General features: G+C 54.9%; 22 protein-coding genes and 1 pseudogene. 22 read left to right on the top strand and 1 reads right to left on the bottom strand.

Going from position 1 to position 19,956, the window contains the following annotated elements; all coding sequences use genetic code 11:
* Window positions 1-132: 132 nt before the first annotated feature.
* From V4U84_RS09690 to V4U84_RS09760, 15 genes are all read left to right on the top strand, one after another.
* On the top strand, window positions 133-1,248 hold the full coding sequence (locus V4U84_RS09690) for a sugar ABC transporter substrate-binding protein (protein ID WP_334071596.1): 1,116 nt from the start codon (window positions 133-135) through the stop codon (window positions 1,246-1,248).
* A gap of 94 nt (window positions 1,249-1,342) precedes the next feature.
* Complete coding sequence (locus V4U84_RS09695; RefSeq protein WP_334071595.1) at window positions 1,343-2,866, top strand: sugar ABC transporter ATP-binding protein; 1,524 nt, start codon at window positions 1,343-1,345, stop codon at window positions 2,864-2,866.
* On the top strand, window positions 2,863-3,849 hold the full coding sequence (locus V4U84_RS09700; protein WP_334071594.1) for an ABC transporter permease: 987 nt from the start codon (window positions 2,863-2,865) through the stop codon (window positions 3,847-3,849). Before V4U84_RS09695 ends, V4U84_RS09700 begins: the two co-directional genes overlap by 4 nt.
* A 184-nt stretch (window positions 3,850-4,033) precedes the next feature.
* On the top strand, window positions 4,034-4,306 hold the full coding sequence (locus tag V4U84_RS09705) for an HU family DNA-binding protein (protein WP_334071593.1): 273 nt from the start codon (window positions 4,034-4,036) through the stop codon (window positions 4,304-4,306).
* Between the two features lie 111 nt (window positions 4,307-4,417).
* Entirely contained in the window at window positions 4,418-4,678 is a 261-nt protein-coding gene (gene mtrB, locus V4U84_RS09710; RefSeq protein ID WP_334071592.1) for a trp RNA-binding attenuation protein MtrB, read from the top strand.
* 101 nt (window positions 4,679-4,779) lie between these two features.
* Entirely contained in the window at window positions 4,780-5,319 is a 540-nt protein-coding gene (locus V4U84_RS09715) for a hypothetical protein (protein ID WP_334071591.1), read from the top strand.
* A 109-nt stretch (window positions 5,320-5,428) separates the two neighbouring features.
* On the top strand, window positions 5,429-6,298 hold the full coding sequence (locus V4U84_RS09720; protein WP_334077111.1) for a heptaprenyl diphosphate synthase component 1: 870 nt from the start codon (window positions 5,429-5,431) through the stop codon (window positions 6,296-6,298).
* Between the two features lie 14 nt (window positions 6,299-6,312).
* Window positions 6,313-7,038 (top strand): demethylmenaquinone methyltransferase, encoded by a 726-nt coding sequence (locus V4U84_RS09725; protein ID WP_334071588.1) that lies wholly within the window; start codon window positions 6,313-6,315, stop codon window positions 7,036-7,038.
* Complete coding sequence (locus V4U84_RS09730; RefSeq protein ID WP_334077112.1) at window positions 7,031-7,903, top strand: UbiA-like polyprenyltransferase; 873 nt, start codon at window positions 7,031-7,033, stop codon at window positions 7,901-7,903. Before V4U84_RS09725 ends, V4U84_RS09730 begins: the two co-directional genes overlap by 8 nt.
* The gene (locus tag V4U84_RS09735; RefSeq protein ID WP_334077113.1) at window positions 7,903-8,532 is read left to right on the top strand and encodes a UbiX family flavin prenyltransferase; all 630 of its coding nucleotides are present in this window, start codon (window positions 7,903-7,905) and stop codon (window positions 8,530-8,532) included. Before V4U84_RS09730 ends, V4U84_RS09735 begins: the two co-directional genes overlap by 1 nt.
* Complete coding sequence (locus V4U84_RS09740; protein WP_416367229.1) at window positions 8,483-9,379, top strand: menaquinone biosynthesis protein; 897 nt, start codon at window positions 8,483-8,485, stop codon at window positions 9,377-9,379. Before V4U84_RS09735 ends, V4U84_RS09740 begins: the two co-directional genes overlap by 50 nt.
* The gene (locus V4U84_RS09745; RefSeq protein ID WP_334077115.1) at window positions 9,376-10,350 is read left to right on the top strand and encodes a polyprenyl synthetase family protein; all 975 of its coding nucleotides are present in this window, start codon (window positions 9,376-9,378) and stop codon (window positions 10,348-10,350) included. The genes V4U84_RS09740 and V4U84_RS09745 overlap by 4 nt, the downstream gene beginning before the upstream one ends.
* A 107-nt stretch (window positions 10,351-10,457) precedes the next feature.
* On the top strand, window positions 10,458-10,901 hold the full coding sequence (ndk, locus tag V4U84_RS09750) for a nucleoside-diphosphate kinase (RefSeq protein ID WP_334071583.1): 444 nt from the start codon (window positions 10,458-10,460) through the stop codon (window positions 10,899-10,901).
* A gap of 17 nt (window positions 10,902-10,918) precedes the next feature.
* Entirely contained in the window at window positions 10,919-11,719 is an 801-nt protein-coding gene (locus V4U84_RS09755; protein ID WP_334072048.1) for a CheR family methyltransferase, read from the top strand.
* A gap of 65 nt (window positions 11,720-11,784) precedes the next feature.
* Entirely contained in the window at window positions 11,785-11,961 is a 177-nt protein-coding gene (locus tag V4U84_RS09760) for a hypothetical protein (protein WP_334071582.1), read from the top strand.
* 233 nt (window positions 11,962-12,194) lie between these two features.
* On the opposite strand, the gene V4U84_RS09765 is transcribed toward V4U84_RS09760, so the two are convergent.
* Window positions 12,195-12,488 (bottom strand): phosphatidylinositol kinase, encoded by a 294-nt coding sequence (locus tag V4U84_RS09765; RefSeq protein WP_334077116.1) that lies wholly within the window; start codon window positions 12,486-12,488, stop codon window positions 12,195-12,197.
* A 245-nt stretch (window positions 12,489-12,733) separates the two neighbouring features.
* Between V4U84_RS09765 and aroC the strand changes: the two genes are divergently transcribed.
* The 7 genes and pseudogenes from aroC to V4U84_RS09800 form a co-directional block, all read left to right on the top strand.
* Complete coding sequence (aroC, locus tag V4U84_RS09770; protein ID WP_334071580.1) at window positions 12,734-13,903, top strand: chorismate synthase; 1,170 nt, start codon at window positions 12,734-12,736, stop codon at window positions 13,901-13,903.
* Window positions 13,903-15,006 carry a 3-dehydroquinate synthase gene (gene aroB / locus V4U84_RS09775; RefSeq protein WP_334077117.1) on the top strand — a complete coding sequence of 368 codons (1,104 nt, stop codon included), beginning with the start codon at window positions 13,903-13,905 and terminating at the stop codon, window positions 15,004-15,006. The genes aroC and aroB overlap by 1 nt, the downstream gene beginning before the upstream one ends.
* Window positions 14,999-15,373: a chorismate mutase gene (gene aroH / locus V4U84_RS09780; RefSeq protein ID WP_334077118.1), complete on the top strand. Its 375-nt coding sequence runs from the start codon at window positions 14,999-15,001 to the stop codon at window positions 15,371-15,373. Before aroB ends, aroH begins: the two co-directional genes overlap by 8 nt.
* A gap of 462 nt (window positions 15,374-15,835) precedes the next feature.
* Window positions 15,836-17,398, top strand: coding sequence for an anthranilate synthase component I (trpE, locus tag V4U84_RS09785; protein WP_334077119.1), 1,563 nt, complete (start codon window positions 15,836-15,838; stop codon window positions 17,396-17,398).
* 22 nt (window positions 17,399-17,420) lie between these two features.
* Complete coding sequence (gene trpD, locus V4U84_RS09790) at window positions 17,421-18,476, top strand: anthranilate phosphoribosyltransferase (protein WP_334077256.1); 1,056 nt, start codon at window positions 17,421-17,423, stop codon at window positions 18,474-18,476.
* Window positions 18,466-19,302, top strand: a complete 837-nt coding sequence (gene trpC / locus V4U84_RS09795; RefSeq protein WP_334077120.1) for an indole-3-glycerol phosphate synthase TrpC — start codon at window positions 18,466-18,468, stop codon at window positions 19,300-19,302. Before trpD ends, trpC begins: the two co-directional genes overlap by 11 nt.
* A 1-nt stretch (window position 19,303) precedes the next feature.
* Window positions 19,304-19,942 (top strand): annotated as a pseudogene (locus tag V4U84_RS09800) (phosphoribosylanthranilate isomerase); the annotation flags it as partial.
* Window positions 19,943-19,956: the final 14 nt, after the last annotated feature.

Below are 19,956 nucleotides of genomic sequence, written 5' to 3' on the forward strand. Positions count from 1 at the left end.
GCGTTTGGCTGGGAAAAAGAGCCAAACGCGTTTTTTTGCGTTAAATAAATAAAACCGATTTACATACTTGGTATTTGGCATTATAGTAATCTATAAAGATTTTTACATACCACAATTCCAGGGGGAGAAACGATGAAAAAAATCACAGATTTGAAAAAAACGGGCTTCGTTTTCCTACTGCTTGCGCTTGTGCTTACGATCAGCGCCTGCGGCATTAAGAAAATGCCCGCTGAAAATAGCGGGACCACCACGCCGGCAACGGCGGCCCAGGCGGAAAAGGAAGGAAATTCCGCAGAGGGCAAAGAACTGGCGGGCAAACGTATCGCCTTGATCATGGAATTCAATACCGGCACGTTTTCGCAGCAGTACGTACAGGGCGTCACGGAAGAAGTGAAGAAATTCGGCGGGGAATTGACGACCTTCGTCGCGGAGAACAATCGGGCAAAAATGGCGGATTTGCTGGAATCGGCGATCAATCAGAAGTTCGATGTCATTTTGACGGATCACGGGTCGGCGGAGTTTTTGGAGTCCGGCATCAAGAAGGCGGTCGAGCAAAAGATCGCGGTCGTGGTGTTCGATGCGCTGGTCAACGTTCCGGGAGCCACGGTGCTGTCCCAGGACGATCAAAGTCTTGCCGCGCTTACTCTCGACAAATTGAAACAGGATAGCGGCGGCAAGGGAAATATCGTTAAAGTGTGGGTAGCGGGCTTTGCGCCGATGGAACGGCGCGAGCAGGAGTATAAGAAGTTCCTGGCGGAAAATTCCGGGATCAAGGAGATCGCGGCATTTGGCAACGCGTCCAACCCGGCCCTGGACAGCCAAACGCAAATGGAAGCGGTGCTGAAGCAGTATCCGAAGGGTGAAATCACCGCGGTATGGGCCGCCTGGGATGAATTCGCCAAGGGCGCGGCCCGGGCGATTCAATTGGCGGGCCGCGATGAGATCAAGGTGTACGGCATGGACCTTAGCGACGAAGATCTGCAGATGATTCAGGATCCGAAGAGCCCGTGGGTCGCTTCGGCGGCGGTGGATCCGAAGGATATCGGACGGATTCAGGTCCGCTACGCTTATCAAAAGCTGCATGGCGATTCGACGGACGATCAGGTGGTCTTGAAAGCCGTTCTGGTTACGCGCGAGGCTTTGCCGGAACAGCAGATTTCCACCGATGAACTGTCGCAGTATGTGGAAGGCTGGGGCGGATCAAAGCAAGGGATCCAGGATTGGATGAAGGAGTACGGTGTGGAGTAACGCAGCAACCGATAGTTTGCGGAGAATACCAAGGCGCGCCGTCCGGCAACGGGCGGCGCCGCCTTTTCCCGGCGAAAGGAGGAAGACTCGAAAGATGCCATTATCACCGAAGGTGCTGGAAATGCACGAAATTACAAAGTCGTTTGCCGGCGTGACCGCCTTGAACGAGGTGGACTTTACGCTGGAAGGAGGGCAAATTCATGCTTTGCTGGGGGCGAACGGAGCCGGGAAAAGCACGCTGATGAAGATTTTGTCGGGCGCCTATGAGCGAGACGGCGGCAGCATGAAGCTGCTGGGAGAGGAGGTTCGCTTTCAAGGCCCCTCCGACGCCAAGCTGCACGGCGTACACTGCGTGTATCAGGAGGTGGATGCCGCGCTGGTCCCCCAGTTGACGGTGGCCGAGAACGTCATGCTGGACGAGCTGGCCAAGCCGGGGACGAAGGCCTGGCTCTTTCCTGGCGAGATCGCCCGCCGGGCGGAAGCGGTGCTGGAGCGGCTGAAGGTAAGCATTCCGGTCAAGCGCAAAGTGGCGGAGCTGAGCATCGCGGAGAAACAGATGATTCTGCTGGCGCGTATTTTGTCCCAGGATGCCAAGGTGATCATCTTTGATGAGCCGACGGCACCGCTCAGCGGAGCGGAGGCGGACAGCTTCTTTAGAATCCTTCATGAACTGAAGGATCAGGGGGTGGCGTGCGTATTCATCACGCACCGCCTCCAGGAGGTCATGGACCATGCCGACCGGGTGACGGTCATGCGCGACGGCCGGGTGGTTTATACCGGCCCCCTGGGGGAAGCCGGAGGGATCGACGGCCTCATTTCGCACATGCTCGGCAAGACGTTTGCCGAGGAATTCCCCAAGGTTCCCGCGGAGATCGGCGACGTGCTGCTGCGCGTCAATGGTTTGAAGCGGGGAACCAAGGTGCGCGGCGTCGACCTGGAAGTGCGCCGCGGTCAGATCGTCGCCGTCGTCGGACTGGTCGGCGCCGGCAAGAGTGAGCTGGCCCGCCTGCTGTCCGGCGCGGATCGTCCCGAGGCCGGGACGATTGAGCTGAAGGGGCGGACTTTCAGCTTCAGGCAGCCGGCCGACGCGGTCCGGGCCGGCATTGTCAGTATTCCCGAGGAGCGCCGCAAGCAGGGGATCGTCATCCAGGACAGCGTGGAGCGGAACCTCAGTCTGCCGCTGCTGGGCAGATTAAGCCGCCTCGGCGTCATGTCCGCGCGCAGGGAACGTAGCTTGGCGGAGAGGGTTATCTCCGCGCTCGGCATCAAAACCCCAAGCCCCGACCTGGAGGTTAAATACTTGAGCGGAGGCAACCAGCAGAAAGTCGCCATCGGCAAATGGCTGGAGCGGGGTGCCGATGTGCTGGTCTTCGATGAACCGACCAAAGGGGTGGATATCGGCGCCAAAAGCGATATTTTCCGGATCATCGGCAACCTGGCGGCCCAAGGCAAAGGGATTCTTTATTTTACGAGCGAGCTGGATGAAGGCCTCGGGATCGGAGATCAAATCGCCGTGATGGTTGACGGCAAACTTTCGGGCGTGTTTGCGCGGGGAGAAATCTCACAGGAACAAGCGTTGTTTTACGCTAGCGGGGGACGGAGGGAAATCCAATCATGAGAGAGAAATTGCTTAACTTGTCGTTTAGGTACGGGGCGTTGGTCGTAGTTGTGCTGGTTTTCGCCTTCTTTTCGTTCCGGCTGCCTTACTTTTTCACTTACAGCAATATAACCGATATTTTAAATTCGATCGCCATCGTCACCTTTGTGGCCATCGGGGTTACTTTGTCGCTCGCGGTCGACGGGTTTGATTTGTCCGTAGGCTCCACGGTATCGCTCAGCACCGTCGTTACGGCTACATTAATGATCTGGTATCAAATGCCGCTTTATATCGTACTGGTCGTGCCGCTGGTCATCGGGGCGATCATCGGCTTGCTCAATGCGTTTCTCATCGTCAAAATGCGGATACCCGATCTGCTGGCGACGCTTGCGATGATGTATATCGTCGGCGGGATTCATAAAACGTATGCCCAAGGTTACACGATTTATAATCATATGCAATTCCCGGACGGCAGTAAGGCCGCGGGGGAAATGGACAAAACCTTCCTGCTGCTGGGGCAGGGAAAATGGCTGGGAATTCCGGTCTCCGTTATTCTGCTTTTGATTTTCGTCGTGCTGGTCCACTTTTTTCTCACCCGGACCAAATACGGCCGGCAGATTTATGTAACGGGGGGCAACGAGGAAGCGGCGCGCCTGTCGGGTATCAAGGTGAAAAAGGTACGGACCCTGGCCTATGTCGCATCCGGCGTGTTCGCCGCGATCGGCGGCATGCTGTTCGCTTCCCGGGTGGGGTCCGGACAGATCGATGCGGGAGCCCCGCTGCTCATGGAAGCGGTAGCGGCGGTGTTCGTCGGTTTTTCCGTCCTTGGCGCGGGGAAGCCGAATATCATCGGCACTTTTGTCGGCTCCGTTCTGATCGGGGTTCTGGTGAACGGGTTAACAATGATGAATGTCCAATATTTTGCCCATGACATCGTCAAAGGGGCTGTTCTGGTACTCGCACTGTCCGTGACTTTCTATGTCCTGAACCGATCCAGGACTTAAAAAACTTGAAAATATCTTTTGACTGTATTACTATAAGTTTGTTCCGCAGGCCCTAAACCTCGTAAAAAGCCGATTTTTTCGGGAATTTCTACGGTTTATGCGCGGTTCCACGTATATTCTACGGCAAAACGGAAACACAGAATATCAGAATGGTCTATTAATTTTGGTAGGGAGGTGAACCCTAATGAACAAATCCGACTTGATCTCTCAAGTGGCGGAAAGCGCAGAATTGTCCAAGAAAGACGCGACCAAAGCGGTTGATGCGATTTTTGACGCAATCTCTGAAGCTCTGCAAAACGGAGACAAAGTACAATTGGTAGGTTTCGGAAACTTTGAAGTGCGCGAGCGTTCCGCACGTAAAGGCCGCAACCCGCAAACCGGAGAAGAAATCGAAATCCCTGCGAGCAAAATTCCAGCATTCAAACCAGGCAAAGCGCTCAAAGACGGAATTAAATAAAGATTTCTACATATTTTCCGTGTTGAAAGAGTCCGTGGGCATTTTTTGTTCACGGCCTTTTCTTTTAACATGAGCGAAAGTGCTAATCTATGTCGGGGAGGAATGCCGTTCATGAATCAGGAGCAACAGGCCAAATCCGGCGGAGCCGAACAGGGGACGGGCAGTGGCGATTACTTCGTTGTCAAGGCCAAGGAACAAGGGGTTACGGTGATCGGGCTGACCCGGGGCAAGGATACGCGGTTCCACCATACGGAAAAGCTGGATAAGGGCGAGGTGTTGATCGCCCAGTTCACCGACCACACTTCGGCCGTCAAGGTCCGGGGCAAAGCGGTCGTTTATACGAAGTACGGGATCATCGACACCGAAGAATGAAATTCAATTTGCAGGCATAGCCTGCTTTTTTCTTTTGTACAATGGGATATGAACCTTTAAGGATGTCCGGGAGATCCGGTGAATATCGAAGGGGGATTCCCGTGAAGTCGAAATGGATGATGCAAGCGTTTCTGCTGACCTGCGGTGCGGCCATCGCTTTGGCTCTGATGACGAGAGAAGGAGGGCCTTTGTCGGAACCGGGACGGCTTGTCGCTGAAGTTTTCTCGGAGACCGGCAAGCCCGTCGAATTGACCGATGACAATCTGGTGGACAGCTTGTCCTCTCTTGAGCTGAATGTCCCGATTGCGAAGGTGGATCTGAACGGAGGGATTCTGTCGGTCGATCTGAAAGTGAAGGATGAACGGCTGACAAAAAATGACTTATACGCCGGCATGGCCGACCTGATTTCTTTTGCGTTTGCACGGACGACCAACATCGACCAATTGCTGCTTCGCCTCATCGCCGAAGACCAGTGGCTCGGAAGCCGGTATCTGCTGGTGGCTGCGGACGTGCGGCGCGGGGAATGGCCGATGGATGCGCCGGAGCGGCTTCGCGCGGCCGGAAACGGTGAAATCCCCACGGAGCTGAAGCAATGGTTCCGTCTGACAGAAACGGCGCTTTGGAGGGATAAAATCCATTAAGCCCCTCCGTGCGCTCCCAAATAACATATGCTATAATAGACAAGATTGTGACATCTTTGTTTCCGAAGTGTAAACAAAGATGTCAGTATTAGCGGCTCGGAGGCAGATGATGAGACCTGATCGCATAACAGAACTGGCCCAAAAGTATGTCGAATACGACATGATTACGACTCACACGGAGCTACCGAATTTCCCGGTTCCCCGTGTTCGTTTGCTTTATACGTTTTTAAAGGACTCGGCCCGTCTGCCGGAACGCTCGGGGGAAACCTGCGCGCTCGCGGCCTTCCTTGTTCAATTGGGACTCGATACGCACGACTCGATCGATGTCGGGGACTTCCGGAAGGAAGAGAAGGAAATGCGCTCGCGTCAATTGAAGGTTCTGGCCGGGGATTACTTCAGCAGCGTTTTTTATCAGCAATTGGCGCAGGAGGGGCTGATCGGCGTGATATCCACCTTGAGCGCGGCCATCTGCGAAGTGAACCGGATCAAGGTTCGGCTGTATACGGGGCTGAGGAACATGCGAATTTCCGCGGAGGAGTACATAAAGCAGCGCGTGCGGTTAAAAAGCGAGTTATTCCATGTTTTTACCGAGCAGTTGGACAAGCCGGCGCAAAACATTTGGGCGCTGCTGCTTACGGAATTAAGCCGGTGCGAAGTGGCTCTGGATGAAATGAGTCCCGGTCCGGAAGCTCAAGAGGAGCGGAAGGGATACGCTTATTTGCGGATCTGGGAGACCTGCACCGCTGAGGACAAAGAGAAGCTCGTCCGAAACGGACTGGAGACCGGGGAGTGGAGGCGGCTTCTGCAGAAATACCGGATTGAAAAGCAATTAATCACGATGCTGCACCAATCCGTGGAGAACGTGAAGAATCTGATGCACGAGTGCAGGGAGGAACATACCCGCACTGAGATCGGCGCGATCCTGGAACCGATGATGGCCGTGTTGTCGTCGCGGTCTCCCGCAATTCAGGAAGGGTAAGGTGAAAGGTTTAAATGAGTAATCCGTCCTCCAAACCGAAGGAAGAGTTCGTACATTCCGTGTTCGAGAGCGTGGCTCCAAAGTACGATCTCATGAACGATATTATCAGCTTTGGCCGCCACAGGGCCTGGCGTAAATTTACGATGAACAAAATGAATATGTCGCCGGGGGATACGGCGCTCGACTTGTGCTGCGGCACTTGCGACTGGACGATCAGCATGGCGGAAACGACTGGAGGCCCGATTACGGGCCTTGATTTCAGCGAAAATATGCTGAAGATCGGCCGCCGCAAAATCGCCGAGCGCGGACTGGACCGCTCGATTCAGCTCTTCCAGGGGAACGCCATGGACCTACCGTTTGAAGACAACAGCTTCCAGTTTGCGACGATCGGGTTCGGGCTTCGCAATGTGCCCGATCCGCGCCGGGTGCTGAGCGAAATGACGAGGGTGGTCAGGCCCGGCGGCAAAGTGGTTTGTCTGGAACTGTCCAAACCGACCTGGCAGCCGTTCAAAGGGCTGTATTACTTCTATTTCAGGTATCTGATGCCGATGCTCGGCAAGTTGATCGCCAAGCGGTATGCGCAGTACAAATGGCTCCCGGAATCGCTGATTCAGTTTCCGGGCCGCAAGGAGCTCGCAAGAATTTATACGGAAGTCGGGCTTTCCAGCGTCGAAGTGTATCCTTTTTTCGGCGGAATTGCCGCACTGCATATCGGAACGAAGGAGACGCAAGATGTTTAGGAAAATTGGAATATTTCTGCAGATGATTAAATTTGAACATACGGTTTTCGCACTTCCTTTTGCCTTTATGGGCGCTCTGCTCGGTTCCGTGGCTATCCACCACCGGCTGCCGTCCTGGGCCGAAATCGGCTGGGTACTGCTCGCGATGTTCGGAGCGCGCAGCGCGGCGATGGGGCTTAACCGGCTGATCGACCGGGTCAGCGACGCCAAAAATCCGCGCACGGCAAACCGGGCGATCCCGGCCGGTCTGCTGAAGATCGGCGAAGTTGTCGTCTTTATTATTTGCTCTTTCGCCCTGCTGTTCTGGGCGGCAGCGGAATTGAATCCGCTGGCGATGAAGCTGCTGCCGATCGCGGTATTCATGCTCGTGATTTATTCGTACACGAAACGTTTCACCTGGCTTTGCCACGTTGTGCTCGGAATTACGATCGCCCTGGCTCCGCTGGGCGGTTGGGTGGCCGTAGCGGGGAAGGTCGACGCGACCGCGATGGTCTTTTTTGCCACGATTATTTTTTGGGTTGCCGGCTTCGATATTATTTATTCTTGTCAGGACGTAGAGTTTGACACAAAAGAAGGGCTCCATTCGATTCCCGTCAGATTCGGGGTCGCCAAATCCCTGAAAATTGCGCAGGCGTTCCATATCGTCACCGCGATTGGATTTATCGCTCTGCTGCTCATGAGCGATTTGGGCTGGTGGTATATCGCGGGCATGATCATCGCTTACCTGATTCTTTTCTATGAGCATCACATCGTTTCTCCCGGCGATTTAAGCCGGCTGCAAACGTCATTTTTCACCATGAACGGCGTTTTGAGCATCGTCGTCTTTTCCTTTACTCTGATCGATTTGGTGGTGCGCCATTCCTGATGCCTGAGAATGCGAAGAAGAACAGGGAACTCGTTGTCGGAATTACCGGGGCCAGCGGATCCGTTTATGGCGTCAAGCTGGCGGAAACCTTGCTGGAGTTGGGTTTTACCGTTCATCTGGTCATTTCGAATGCCGGCTGGCGGGTTTTGAAAGAGGAGCTCGGTTGGGAAACGACGGATCGCGAAGCCGCTTTGCGCAAGCATTTGCGTGGAGGAACCGGCAGTTGGATATACCATCCCATCGCCGATATCGGCGCCTCGATCGCCAGCGGCTCCTTTTTGACAATGGGGATGATCATCATGCCTTGCTCGATGGGGACGCTCGCCTCGATTGCGAACGGGACGTCGGACAACCTGATGACCCGGGCGGCCGATGTCATGATGAAGGAAGGACGGCCGCTGGTGCTGGTTCCCCGCGAAACCCCGCTGCACGCGATTCATCTAGAAAACATGTTGAAGCTGGCCCGGCTCGGTGTACGCTTGATTCCGGCAATGCCCGCTTTTTATTTTGGCCCCAAAACCATTGACGATCTGGTCGCTTTCCTAGTGGGCAAAGTGCTGGACAATTTGAATATCGAACATGCGTTATTTAAAAGATGGGGGGATCACAGTGAACAACCGGGAGAATGACGACATCCTCATCGGAAAAATCAAATATACAAATGTATGGCCTGTTTTTCATTATTTTGAAGCGAAGAGCCTGTCGCACCAGGTCACGATGGTGACCGACGTGCCTTCGGCGCTGAACCGCCGCATGCTGAGCGGCTCGCTTGATCTGTCGCCCGTATCTTCGTTTGCCTTTGGGTACGGGGCGGAAGATCTGGTTCTGTTGCCGGATCTTTCCGTCAGCTCGGACGGTCCGGTAAATTCGATCCTGCTGTTTTCCCGGAAACCGCCCGAGGAAATTCGCAACGGCGTCATCGCGCTCACGAATACGTCGGCGACCTCGAATAATCTGCTAAAGATCATCATGGAGAAGGCTTTTGAAGGGAAGCCGACCTATTGGGAAAGCGAACCCGTCCTGGATACGATGATGGAGCGGAGCGATGCCGCCCTGCTGATCGGGGACCACGCCATCCAGGCATCCTGGAGAGACCACGGTTATATCGTTACGGATTTGGGGGAAGTCTGGAAACAATGGACCGGTTACGGCATGACGTTTGCCGTATGGGCCGTGCAAAGGGCGTTTGCCGAAGCGCAACCCGGCTTTTTGTCCGAAGTGCTGGGCGCTTTCGAGGCGAGCAAACGTCTAAGCTTGGAAGATTTGACGCCGCTCGTGGACAAGGCCCGCGATGAGATCGGGGGCAGTGCGGAGTACTGGGAACATTATTTCCGTAACTTGTGTTATGATTTTAGTGAACGGCGGCGGAAAGGCTTGGCCTTATACTTCTCTTACTCCTATGAAATGGGACTTCTGCCGAAGAAAGTACGGATGGATATTTGGAGTGAGAATACGCTGACACGGGTGAAAGAATGAAATTAATGGATATTTTCGGCGCGCTGAAAAGGGATATGGATTTTATTGAGCGGCAGCTGTACCGGAGCATCGAAGGCGATGAGGAGCTGCTGAGCGAAACATCTCTGCACCTGCTGAAGGCGGGGGGGAAACGGCTGCGCCCGGTTTTCGTTCTGCTCGGCGGGAAATTCGGGACCTACGATTTGGAGAAGCTGCAGCATGTAGCGGTACCTCTCGAGCTGATTCACTCGGCGACGCTCGTCCATGACGATGTCATCGACGATGCGGGGACCCGAAGAGGCAAGCCTACGGTGAAGGCCAAATGGGACAACAAAATCGCGATGTATACCGGGGACTATATCTATGCGAAGGCGTTGACGCTGGCCACCCGGCTGCCGATTCCCGAACTGCACCGGATTCTGGCCAAAGCGATGGTGCAGATGTCGGTGGGGGAAATGGAGCAGATTCGCGATTTTTTCAACACGGAACAGTCGGTTCGTCATTATTTGCTGCGCATTCGCCGAAAGACGGCGCTCCTAATCGCGATCAGCTGCCAGCTCGGCGCTTTGGCCTCGGAAGCTCCTTCCCGGGTTCATTCCCAGCTCTACCGGTATGGGTACAATGTCGGCATGGCTTTTCAAATCAGGGACGACCTGCTGGACCTGTGCGGCACGGAGAAAAGTTTGGGTAAGCCGCCGGGCAGCGATATGCGGCAGGGGAATATCACGTTACCGGTCATTTATGCGCTGCAGGAGCCGGAGATCCGTGAACCGCTCTTGGTGGAACTCGCTGCGATCCGGGCGAATGGAATGGAAGCCGATGCCAGCCGGGCGATCGAGATGATCTTGGGAAGTCCGGGCATCCGGCGGGCGGAGGAGCTTGCGGACCGATTTATCGAAAAAGCGCTGGAAGCCTTGGAAGGGCTTCCGGAGAGCAAGCCCAAAACCCACCTGAAAGAGATAGCTTTGTTTGTAAATAAACGCTCCTATTAAGAATCAAGCTTATCAGCACCCGTTTTTTTTGGTAGAATGGTGGTAAACTCACCTGTTGAGCCAGATTTTTCATGGATTACCAAGTTGTCGATATCGGGAGGAGAAGCATGGAACGTACTTTTTTGATGGTTAAGCCGGACGGCGTTCAAAGAGGGTTGATCGGCCGCATTGTCAGCCGGTTTGAGGACAAAGGCTTTAAGCTGGTTGCCGGAAAATTTGTACAGGTGACCCAGGAGCAAGCGAAAAGGCATTATGCGGAGCATGAAGGAAAGCCGTTCTTTGACAGTCTTGTGAGCTTCATTACCTCCGGACCGGTGTTTGCCATGGTTTGGGAGGGGGATGACATCGTGGCGTTGTCCCGGGCGGTCATCGGGAAGACCAAAGTGACGGAGGCGGTCCCGGGCACCATTCGCGGCGACTTTGCAGCCCACACTCCTTACAATTTGATTCATGGTTCGGATGGCCCCGAAAGCGCGGAGCGGGAGATTGCGAACTTCTTTGCCCCCCACGAAATCGTAGCCTATTCGAAGAGTATTACGCCATGGATCTGATCTCGGCCAGAACGGACATGGGTCAAGAGGAGGCGGGCGCACCGGATCCCGATTACACGGCGTTTATCCTCCATATCAAGAAAAGTACGGGGATCGACCTGGCCCAGTACAAAGAAGCTCAGATGAAGCGCCGCTTGACGACGCTCCGCAACAAGAACGGATTTTCATCTTTCGATGCATTTTATCAAGCTATGATGGCAAACAAGACGCTTTTTTACGAATTTCTTGACAAGATGACGATTAACGTTTCCGAATTTTGGCGTAATCCGAACCGCTGGGAAGTGTTGCGGGATGTCGTTCTTCCCGGGATTGCCGCCGGTAAATCCAAGCTTCGGGTTTGGAGCGCGGCATGCTCTACCGGGGAAGAGCCGTATACCCTTTCCATGATTCTGGCGGATCAAGGGCTGCTGACGAGTACATACTTGCTGGCGACGGATATCGATGAGGGCGCGCTGGCCAAGGCGGCGGAAGGCTTGTATCTGGAGCGGTCGCTGAAGGACGTTCCTCCGGAGGTGGCGAAACGGTACTTTACTCCGGAAGGAGCGATGTACCGGTTTGACCCCAAACTCAAAAAAGCAGTCACCTTCAAAAAGCAGAATTTACTGCTTGATCCGTTTGAAGATAGCTTTGATTTGATCGTATGCCGAAACGTCATGATCTATTTCACCGAGGAAGCGAAGCACGGGCTGTACCATAAGTTTGCCCAGGCGCTTCGGCCGGGCGGTATTTTATTCGTCGGCAGCACGGAACAGATCTTTTCCCCGTCCCAATATGCGCTGGAGCCGGCGGAAACGTTCTTTTACAGAAAAAAGGCCTAAAAGACGGTATAATCCTTCCCCACTTTTCCCATAATGACTGACAACAGGGTTAGGGAGGTCGTTCAATGGATAAGAGAAAGGTCATCGATGCCTATCGCCGAGGCTTCCTCACACCACAGGAATGCGCCCAGGTTCTTGGCTTGGAGAAGGGCCAACTGACGCGTCTGCTGGAGCAGGGCGCTAAGGCGCCTGGCGCGGAGAACCTATTGGCGGATAACCAGCCGGCCTCGGGAAACTTTTAGTGCGGAAATAAGCCTGATTTGATTGGGAATGAAGGTTGGAATCAACGTGCGTTTAATTCGCGTTCAGCGAAGGAGCGCGCGTTTTTTTCTGTTTTGCCTGCAGGAACCTTTTCGCGGCATACTTGCCAGGGTACGGTTACACGGCGGACCACCTGTCGGCCGGGGCGGTGCTACAGGATCAATAAACGCATTTGAGCTGGCATGAGCCCCCATAAAGGGGGGCATGCCAGCGATTAAATGAAAAACGGGAGCAAAAATAAACCCGTAATAAAGCGAAGTGGTATGCGTCGGCGAAAAAAGCGTCGGCGTGGAAAAAAGCCCGGAAAGAATCCAAATTGTCTGTAAGTGGATGCATTGGTGGGCATTCCGTTCATTTGTCCGATCATTTCGTTCGATGGAATTGCAAGAGTAATGTAGTCCTGGTCAACATGTGCAATAAAACCATCGTGAGACTGGCCGTCAGTAGTTGTTATACCAACATATTTATTCATACAGCTCATTGCGACTTGTTGATAATTGGTTTCCATGGATAACCTCCTAAAATTTACTCGACAACAGTCTATGGCCTATAACCTACTTTGATCGCGGCATATGCCTAAAGGTCAAAAATATTACAGAAAGGTTTCAGGTGGTCATCATGCGTTTGGGGGAATAATTAAGAATCCGGAAAAAATACGGGCGTGACAAGACATTAGTACTAATATTATAATGAGCAAAGAAATCATCGGATTTTAGCTCTTTACAGTTTAACAGTTTAAAGGGGGAACGCATCATGACATTACGTTACTTGACTGCCGGGGAAACGCACGGTCCCCAGCTTACGGCGATTATTGAAGGTTTGCCCAGCAATTTGAAGCTGGATTTCGAGAAGCTTAATTTTGAGTTGGCCCGCCGTCAAAAGGGCTACGGACGAGGACGCCGGATGCAAATTGAGAAGGACACGGCCCAAATTGTCGGCGGCGTACGCCACGGGAATACGACCGGCGCTCCGGTGGCGCTGGTGGTCGCCAACAATGACTGGACGCATTGGCGGAACATCATGAATATCGAGCCGATTGAGGGAACGGATGAGGAGAAGCGCCGCGTTCATCGGCCGCGCCCGGGTCATGCGGATCTGAACGGCGGATTGAAATATAATCTTAAGGACTTGCGCAACGTGCTGGAACGCTCCAGCGCCCGGGAAACGGCGATTCGCGTTGCCGTAGGCGCGGTGGCGAAACAGCTTCTGGAGAAATTCGGCATACGCATCGCCGGGCAGGTGATCCGGATCGGGGAAATCGAAGCGCCGCCGCACAATCTGTCCCTGGAGGAGATGGCGCGCCTTACGGAGGAGTCCTCCGTCCGGGTGGTCGATCCGGAAACGGAGAAGAAGATGGAGGCCTACATCGACAAAATCAAGGAAGAAGGCGACTCCATCGGCGGCATCGTGGAGTGTATCGTCGAAGGAGTACCGGTCGGATTGGGCAGCTATGTGCAGTACGACCGTAAGCTGGACGGCAGAATCGCACAGGCGGTCATGTCGATCAATGCCTTTAAAGGCGTTGAGATCGGAATCGGCTTTGAGGCCGGGAAATTGCCGGGTTCCCAGGTTCATGACGAAATCATGTACAGCGAGGAACGGGGCTATTACCGGGCGACGAATCGCTTGGGAGGCTTTGAAGGTGGGATGACTAACGGCATGCCGATCGTGGTTCGCGGCGTCATGAAACCGATCCCGACTTTGTACAAGCCGCTGCAAAGCGTGGATATCGATACGAAAGAACCTTTCACGGCCCAGGTGGAACGGTCCGATGCCTGCGCGGTTCCGGCGGCGAGTGTCGTTCTGGAGCATGTGGTGGCTTGGGAAGTGGCCAAGGCGTTCCTGGAGAAATTCGGCGGCGATTCCATCGAGGAAATCGAACGCAACGTACGGAGCTACAAGGCTCAGTTGGAGAGCTACTGATGCGTACGCTTCAAGTGGATTTAGGGGACCGGTCCTATCCGATCTATATCGGCAGCGGCCTACGGAATGAGGCGGGTGTGATCTTCGCCAAGCATCAATTGAGCAAGAAAAGCCCGGTCCTGATCGTTACGGACGACAATGTGGCCCCGCTTTATCTAAAGCAAGTGGAGGAGAACCTCCAAGCCGAGGGGTACCGGACCGTCAGCAAAGTCGTTAAGGCCGGAGAGAAGGCCAAATCGTTGGACGTATTTCATGATGTCATGACAGCCGCCATCGAAGGCGGCCTGGACCGGCGCTCCGCCGTCGTTGCGCTAGGCGGCGGCGTGGTCGGCGATCTGGCGGGGTTTGTGGCCGCGACCTATATGCGCGGCGTGCCGTTCGTGCAGATGCCGACGACGATTTTGGCGCATGATAGCAGCGTGGGCGGCAAGGTGGCGATCAACCATCCGCTGGCCAAAAACATGATCGGCGCTTTTCACCAGCCCGAGCTCGTCCTGTATGACGTTGGCACGCTGCTTACTTTGCCCGAACGTGAAATCCGGGCCGGGCTGTCCGAGATGGTCAAGCACGGTCTGATCTGGGACGCCGAGTTCGCGGCATGGTGCGGGGAGAATACCGACCGATTGCTCGCACTCGATCCCGAAACATTGAGCTACGGTCTCACGATGGGCTGCTCGATCAAGGCGCAGGTCGTGTCCCAGGACGAGCGGGAGCTGGGATTGCGGGCGATTTTGAATTTGGGTCATACGATCGGTCATGCGCTGGAAGCGATCGGCGGGTATGGCGAATTTTTGCACGGGGAAGCGATCTCCATCGGGATGGCCGCATCGGCGCTGATCGCCGTCAACCGCGGCGCCGACCGGGCGTTGTACACGGAGACTGTCCGATTGCTTGGCGGCTTCGGGCTGCCGACGGTCATGCCGGAGCATTTGGATGAAGAACGTATCATCGGCGCGATGATGCATGACAAGAAGTTCAAGGAGCAGCGGCTCGTTTTTGTGCTTCCGGTTGCGATCGGGCAAGTGGAAATCGTATCGGATGTGAAGGTGGAGGAGGTCCGCCGGGTCATTCGGGAATTGAAAAAGGAGGGGCCTCATGTATAACCGGGGAATTCGCGGAGCCACAACGGTAAACCGCAATGAAGAGAAGGAGATTCTGGATGCGACGGCCGAACTTCTTCAGGAAGTCGTTCGGCGGAACGAAATCGTACCGGAGGATATTTGCAGCGTTTGGATCACCGTTACGCCCGATCTGGACGCCACTTTTCCGGCTAAGGCCATTCGGGCTTTAAACGGCTGGGATATGGTGCCCTTGATGTGTTCGACGGAGATTCCGGTGAAGGGCGGGCTGCCGAAATGCGTCCGCCTGCTCCTTCATGTAAACACGACCAAAGGGCAGCGGGAGATGAAGCACATTTATCTGAACGAGGCGCAAAGCCTGCGCCCCGATCTCAGCGGATCGGAGTCCTAAGACGGGCTTTCGCAAATAGAGTGCTTGCAAACCGGCCGGTGTTGCGTTATATTAATTTTAAGATTTTCACGAAAGCGTCGTGAAGAGAAGAGATCATCCTTTCGGATGAAGAGTTGAGAAGAGCAGTTTGAGACGAAGACCGCAATATGTTAAGAGTTGAGTAGAGCTGAGCTGAGATGAGCAGAGTCGAGTTGAGTTTGGAGCGGGGAATTGCTTCGATGTGATTAGAGTATACTGGCGACAAGGATAAGGCGTTCGTAAACACCTTGAAAGTCCGTAGCGGGCGACGGGGTTGCGTTCGGGTTTATTTCCGCATCGGCCACTCGCGTACTTGAATCATGGGAGCATCCATAATTCCGTTCATACAACTTACTGCATAGAAGCAAACCTCTACTTAGGTAGAGGTTTTTTTGTTTTTCCGAATCCGATTTTTATTTTGAGCCGAAAAGGAAGGGTGCTATTATGACGACTCCCCACGTTGAACAGGTCATCGCCATGGCCAAGGACTACAATCTGATTCCGATCGTACGGACGCTGCTTGCCGATCTGGAGACGCCGATCCGGATATTCCGGCGGTTCGCCCGGAGCGATCGGGCATTTTTACTCGAAAGCGTGGAGGGCGGCATTCAATGGGCCCGGTACTCTTTTATCGGAACGGATCCGTTTCTGATGATGACGGCCAAAAAGGGTGAGATGGTTATCGAGCGGCAAGGGGAGAAGCAGGTGATTTCTTCCCAAAAACCCGTGGATGAGCTGAAGGCGGTGCTCCGCAGCTACCGCAGTCCCAAGCTGCCGGAGATGCCGCCTTTTACCGGCGGGGCGATCGGATTTTTCGGGTATGATGTTCTGCAGTATTATGAGAAGCTTCCTGCCCATCGGGTGGATGACCTTGGCATGCAGGATATGCAGTTTATGTTTTGTGATCAGGTCATCGTTTTCGATCATGTCAAGCAGCGGATTTTACTGGTGGCCAATGTGCATATCCGGGAGGGAGACCGGGACGAGGATATTCGCAGAGCGTATCAGGCGGCGGAAAAGAAGCTGGACGAAGCCGCCGATTTGCTGCAACAGGAAGGCCCCGGCGAGAACTTTAACCGGACCCCCATTCCGGGGCAGGTGGAACTTGGCGATGTGCGGTCCAACCTGACGAAGGAGCAATTTTTGGCCAACGTGGAAAAAGGGAAGGAGTATATCCGCGCAGGCGACATTTTTCAGGTGGTGCTGTCCCAGCGGTTTCATATCGAAACCGAGGTCGATCCGCTTCATGTATACCGGGTGCTCCGTACGATGAATCCTTCGCCTTATATGTATTACCTCAAAATGGACGACGAAATTATCGTCGGCACATCTCCGGAAGCTTTGGTCAAGGTGGAGGGGGACCGGGTGGAAACCCGGCCGATCGCCGGTACCCGGCCGAGGGGAGCGACGGACGAAGAGGATACCGCCCTGGAGGCGGAGCTGTTGAAAGACGAGAAAGAGCGGGCGGAGCATCTGATGCTGGTGGATTTGGGCCGCAATGATCTCGGGCGCGTTTCGGAATTCGGCTCGGTCAAATGCGACTCGTATATGGAAATTGAGCGGTACTCCCACGTGATGCACATGGTTTCCAAAGTTTCCGGCAAGCTGGCGGAGGAAAAAGACTTCTTTGACGCGTTTCTGTCCTGCCTGCCGGCGGGGACCGTTTCCGGGGCACCCAAACTGCGGGCGATGGAAATCATCGCCGAGCTGGAGAACGAAGCGCGGGGAACCTATGCCGGAGCGATCGGATATTTGGGCTTCTCCGGAAACATGGACTCCTGCATAACGATCCGGACGATTGTGTTTAAGCAGGGGAAGGCCTATGTTCAGGCGGGCGGGGGGATCGTATGGGATTCCGTGCCGGAGAACGAATATCAGGAATCGGTGAACAAGGCCAAAGCTCTGTTGACCGCAATCCGCACGGCGGAGCAAATGTTTCCCCCGCCGGCCCGGAGTGAGGGCGTGATTAACCAGGACTATCTGTACGAATATACCCCTCGGGGATAAGGAGGAATAAATCATGAACGGAATGATGGACGGAACGCGGAACGGACAGGAAGCGGTGCAGTACGGCATCGGCCGTCTCATTGAAGGCCGGAACCTGGGGCGTACGGAAGCCCGAAGCATTATGGAGGCGATCATGAACGGCGAATCAACGCCCGCCCAGATCGGAGGGCTGTTGACCGCTCTCCGTATCAAGGGGGAGACGGTGGAGGAGATCACGGGTTTTGCGGAAGCGATGAGAAGCCATGCGAGCCGTCTGCAAACGGAAAGCCGCCAACTGCTGGACACCTGCGGCACCGGCGGATCGGGCATCCACAAATTCAACATCTCCACGACCTCGGCGATTGTGGCAGCCTCGGTATCCGTCCGGGTCGCGAAGCACGGGAATCGTTCGGCCTCGGGGCGGGCGGGCAGTGCGGACGTGCTGGAATCGCTGGGCGTCAACATTCATTTGAACGCCGAACAGGCCAAGCGGTGCCTGGATAAAATCGGAATCTGCTTCCTGTTCGCGCAGGTTTATCACCCGTCGATGCGCCATGCGGCCGCGCCGCGCAAAGAACTTGGGGTGAGAACCGTCTTCAACATGCTGGGTCCGCTGACGAATCCTGCAGGGGCGGACCGCCAGGTGCTCGGCATCTATGACGCGGGCAAAACCGAGACAATCGCCAAGGTGCTGAACGAACTGGGCTCTAAGCGGGCGCTGGTCGTGACAAGCAGCGAAGGTCTGGACGAAATCAGTATTTCTTCTCCGACCAAGGTGTCCGAACTCAAGAATGGTGTGATTACGACCTATGAGCTGAAGCCTGAGGATCTGGGCTTAAGAACTTACCCGTTGAACGAAATGATCGGCGGCGATCCGATGACGAACGCGGAGATTATCCGCCGCGTGCTCGGAGGCGAGAAGGGAGCCTACCGCGATGTCGTATTGGCAAACGCCGGTGCTTGTATCTACGTTTCGGGCCTGGCGGACAGTATGGCCGAAGGAGTAAAAATTGCGGCGGAGTCGATTGATTCCGGACGGGCGATGGCTAAATTGGACCAATTAATTCAGACGACGGGGGAACTGAGCTATGTATCTTGATCGCATTGTGGAAACGAAAAGAGAAGAGGTCGAACGATTGGCGGCAAGTTTTTCGCTCTCCGCTGCGGAACGTGAGATTGCGGCGATGCCGCCGACCCGTGGCTTTCATGAGGCCTTGACGCTTCGGCGCAAGCGGGAGATCGGACTTATCGCGGAGGTGAAGAAGGCCTCGCCGTCCAAAGGGCTGATTCGTCCGGATTTTCACCCGGTCAGCCTTGCCGAAGCTTACGTTAGCGCCGGGGCGGACTGCATTTCGGTGCTGACGGACGAAAAGTACTTTCAGGGAAGCGCCGCCTATTTATCCGCCATCCGCGAAGCGGTCGACGTTCCGCTGCTCCGCAAGGATTTTATTATCGACGAGCGGCAGGTTTACGAAGCGCGGTTAATGGGCGCGGACGCCGTGCTGCTGATCGCCGCCATCCTGACGGATGACCAGCTCGGCAGTTATTCCGCTTTGGCTCAAGCCCTCGGGCTTGACGTCCTGCTCGAGGTCCATGACCAGGCGGAGCTGGAGCGTGCTTTGGAATTCGGCTCTACAACCCTGATCGGGATAAACAACCGGAATCTGCGGACCTTCGAAACTTCATTGGAGACCACGAGCGCTCTATCCGCTCAGGTTCCCGCTAACATCACGCTGATCAGCGAAAGCGGAATCCGGACCCGGGAGGATATCGCTTTTTTGATGAGGTCCGGAGGAGCCCGGGGCGTGCTGATCGGCGAAACGTTTATGCGCCAAGAACGGGTGGATGAAGCGGTATGCGAGCTATTGGGCCCGCTGGGCGGGGACGCGTTCGGTTTGCCCCGCTTCGAAGGGAGCTTGTCTTGAAATGGGAGAAACGGTCGTAAAAATTTGTGGACTTCAAAGCGTTGAAGTGCTAAAATCTATGATAAACTTGCCGGTGGATTATATCGGTTTCGTGTTCGCGAAGAGTCGCAGGAAGATCAGTCCGGCGAAGGCCGCCGAGTTGACCGCCGCGCTGGGCAGCCGGGGGACCGGGAAAGCTCCGGAGACCGTAGGCGTATTTGTCAATCCCGAGCTGGAGGAGCTCGCCGAGGTGTTGTCCCAGGCCCGTCTGGATGTGGTTCAACTGCATGGAACGGAAGCTCCCGAATTTTGCCTGGAGGTCAGACGGCGTTTCGGCGTAAAGGTGTTTAAGGCTTTTTCCGTCAGACAGGACGGAAGCCTGCACGGGTCGCTCACCTTGGAAGCCTACGAGGGTGTGCTTGACGGGATTTTGCTGGATACTTACGATCCCCTTTATGGGGGAGGTTCGGGAGCGTCCTTCGCTTGGGAGCATGCCGCTTATTACCGGAACTGGGCGAGAGCTCGCGGGATCTTGTTCCTGGCGGCCGGAGGCCTGCACCCGGAGAATGTCCGGGATGCCATCGCGGCGATAGAACCGGATGGCGTTGACGTCTCCAGCGGCGTAGAAAGCGACGGAGTGAAAGATCCTGCGAAAATCGCAGCATTTGTGGAAAG

This window comes from Paenibacillus sanfengchensis (assembly GCF_036864765.1).
Classification (GTDB): domain Bacteria; phylum Bacillota; class Bacilli; order Paenibacillales; family Paenibacillaceae; genus Fontibacillus; species Fontibacillus sanfengchensis.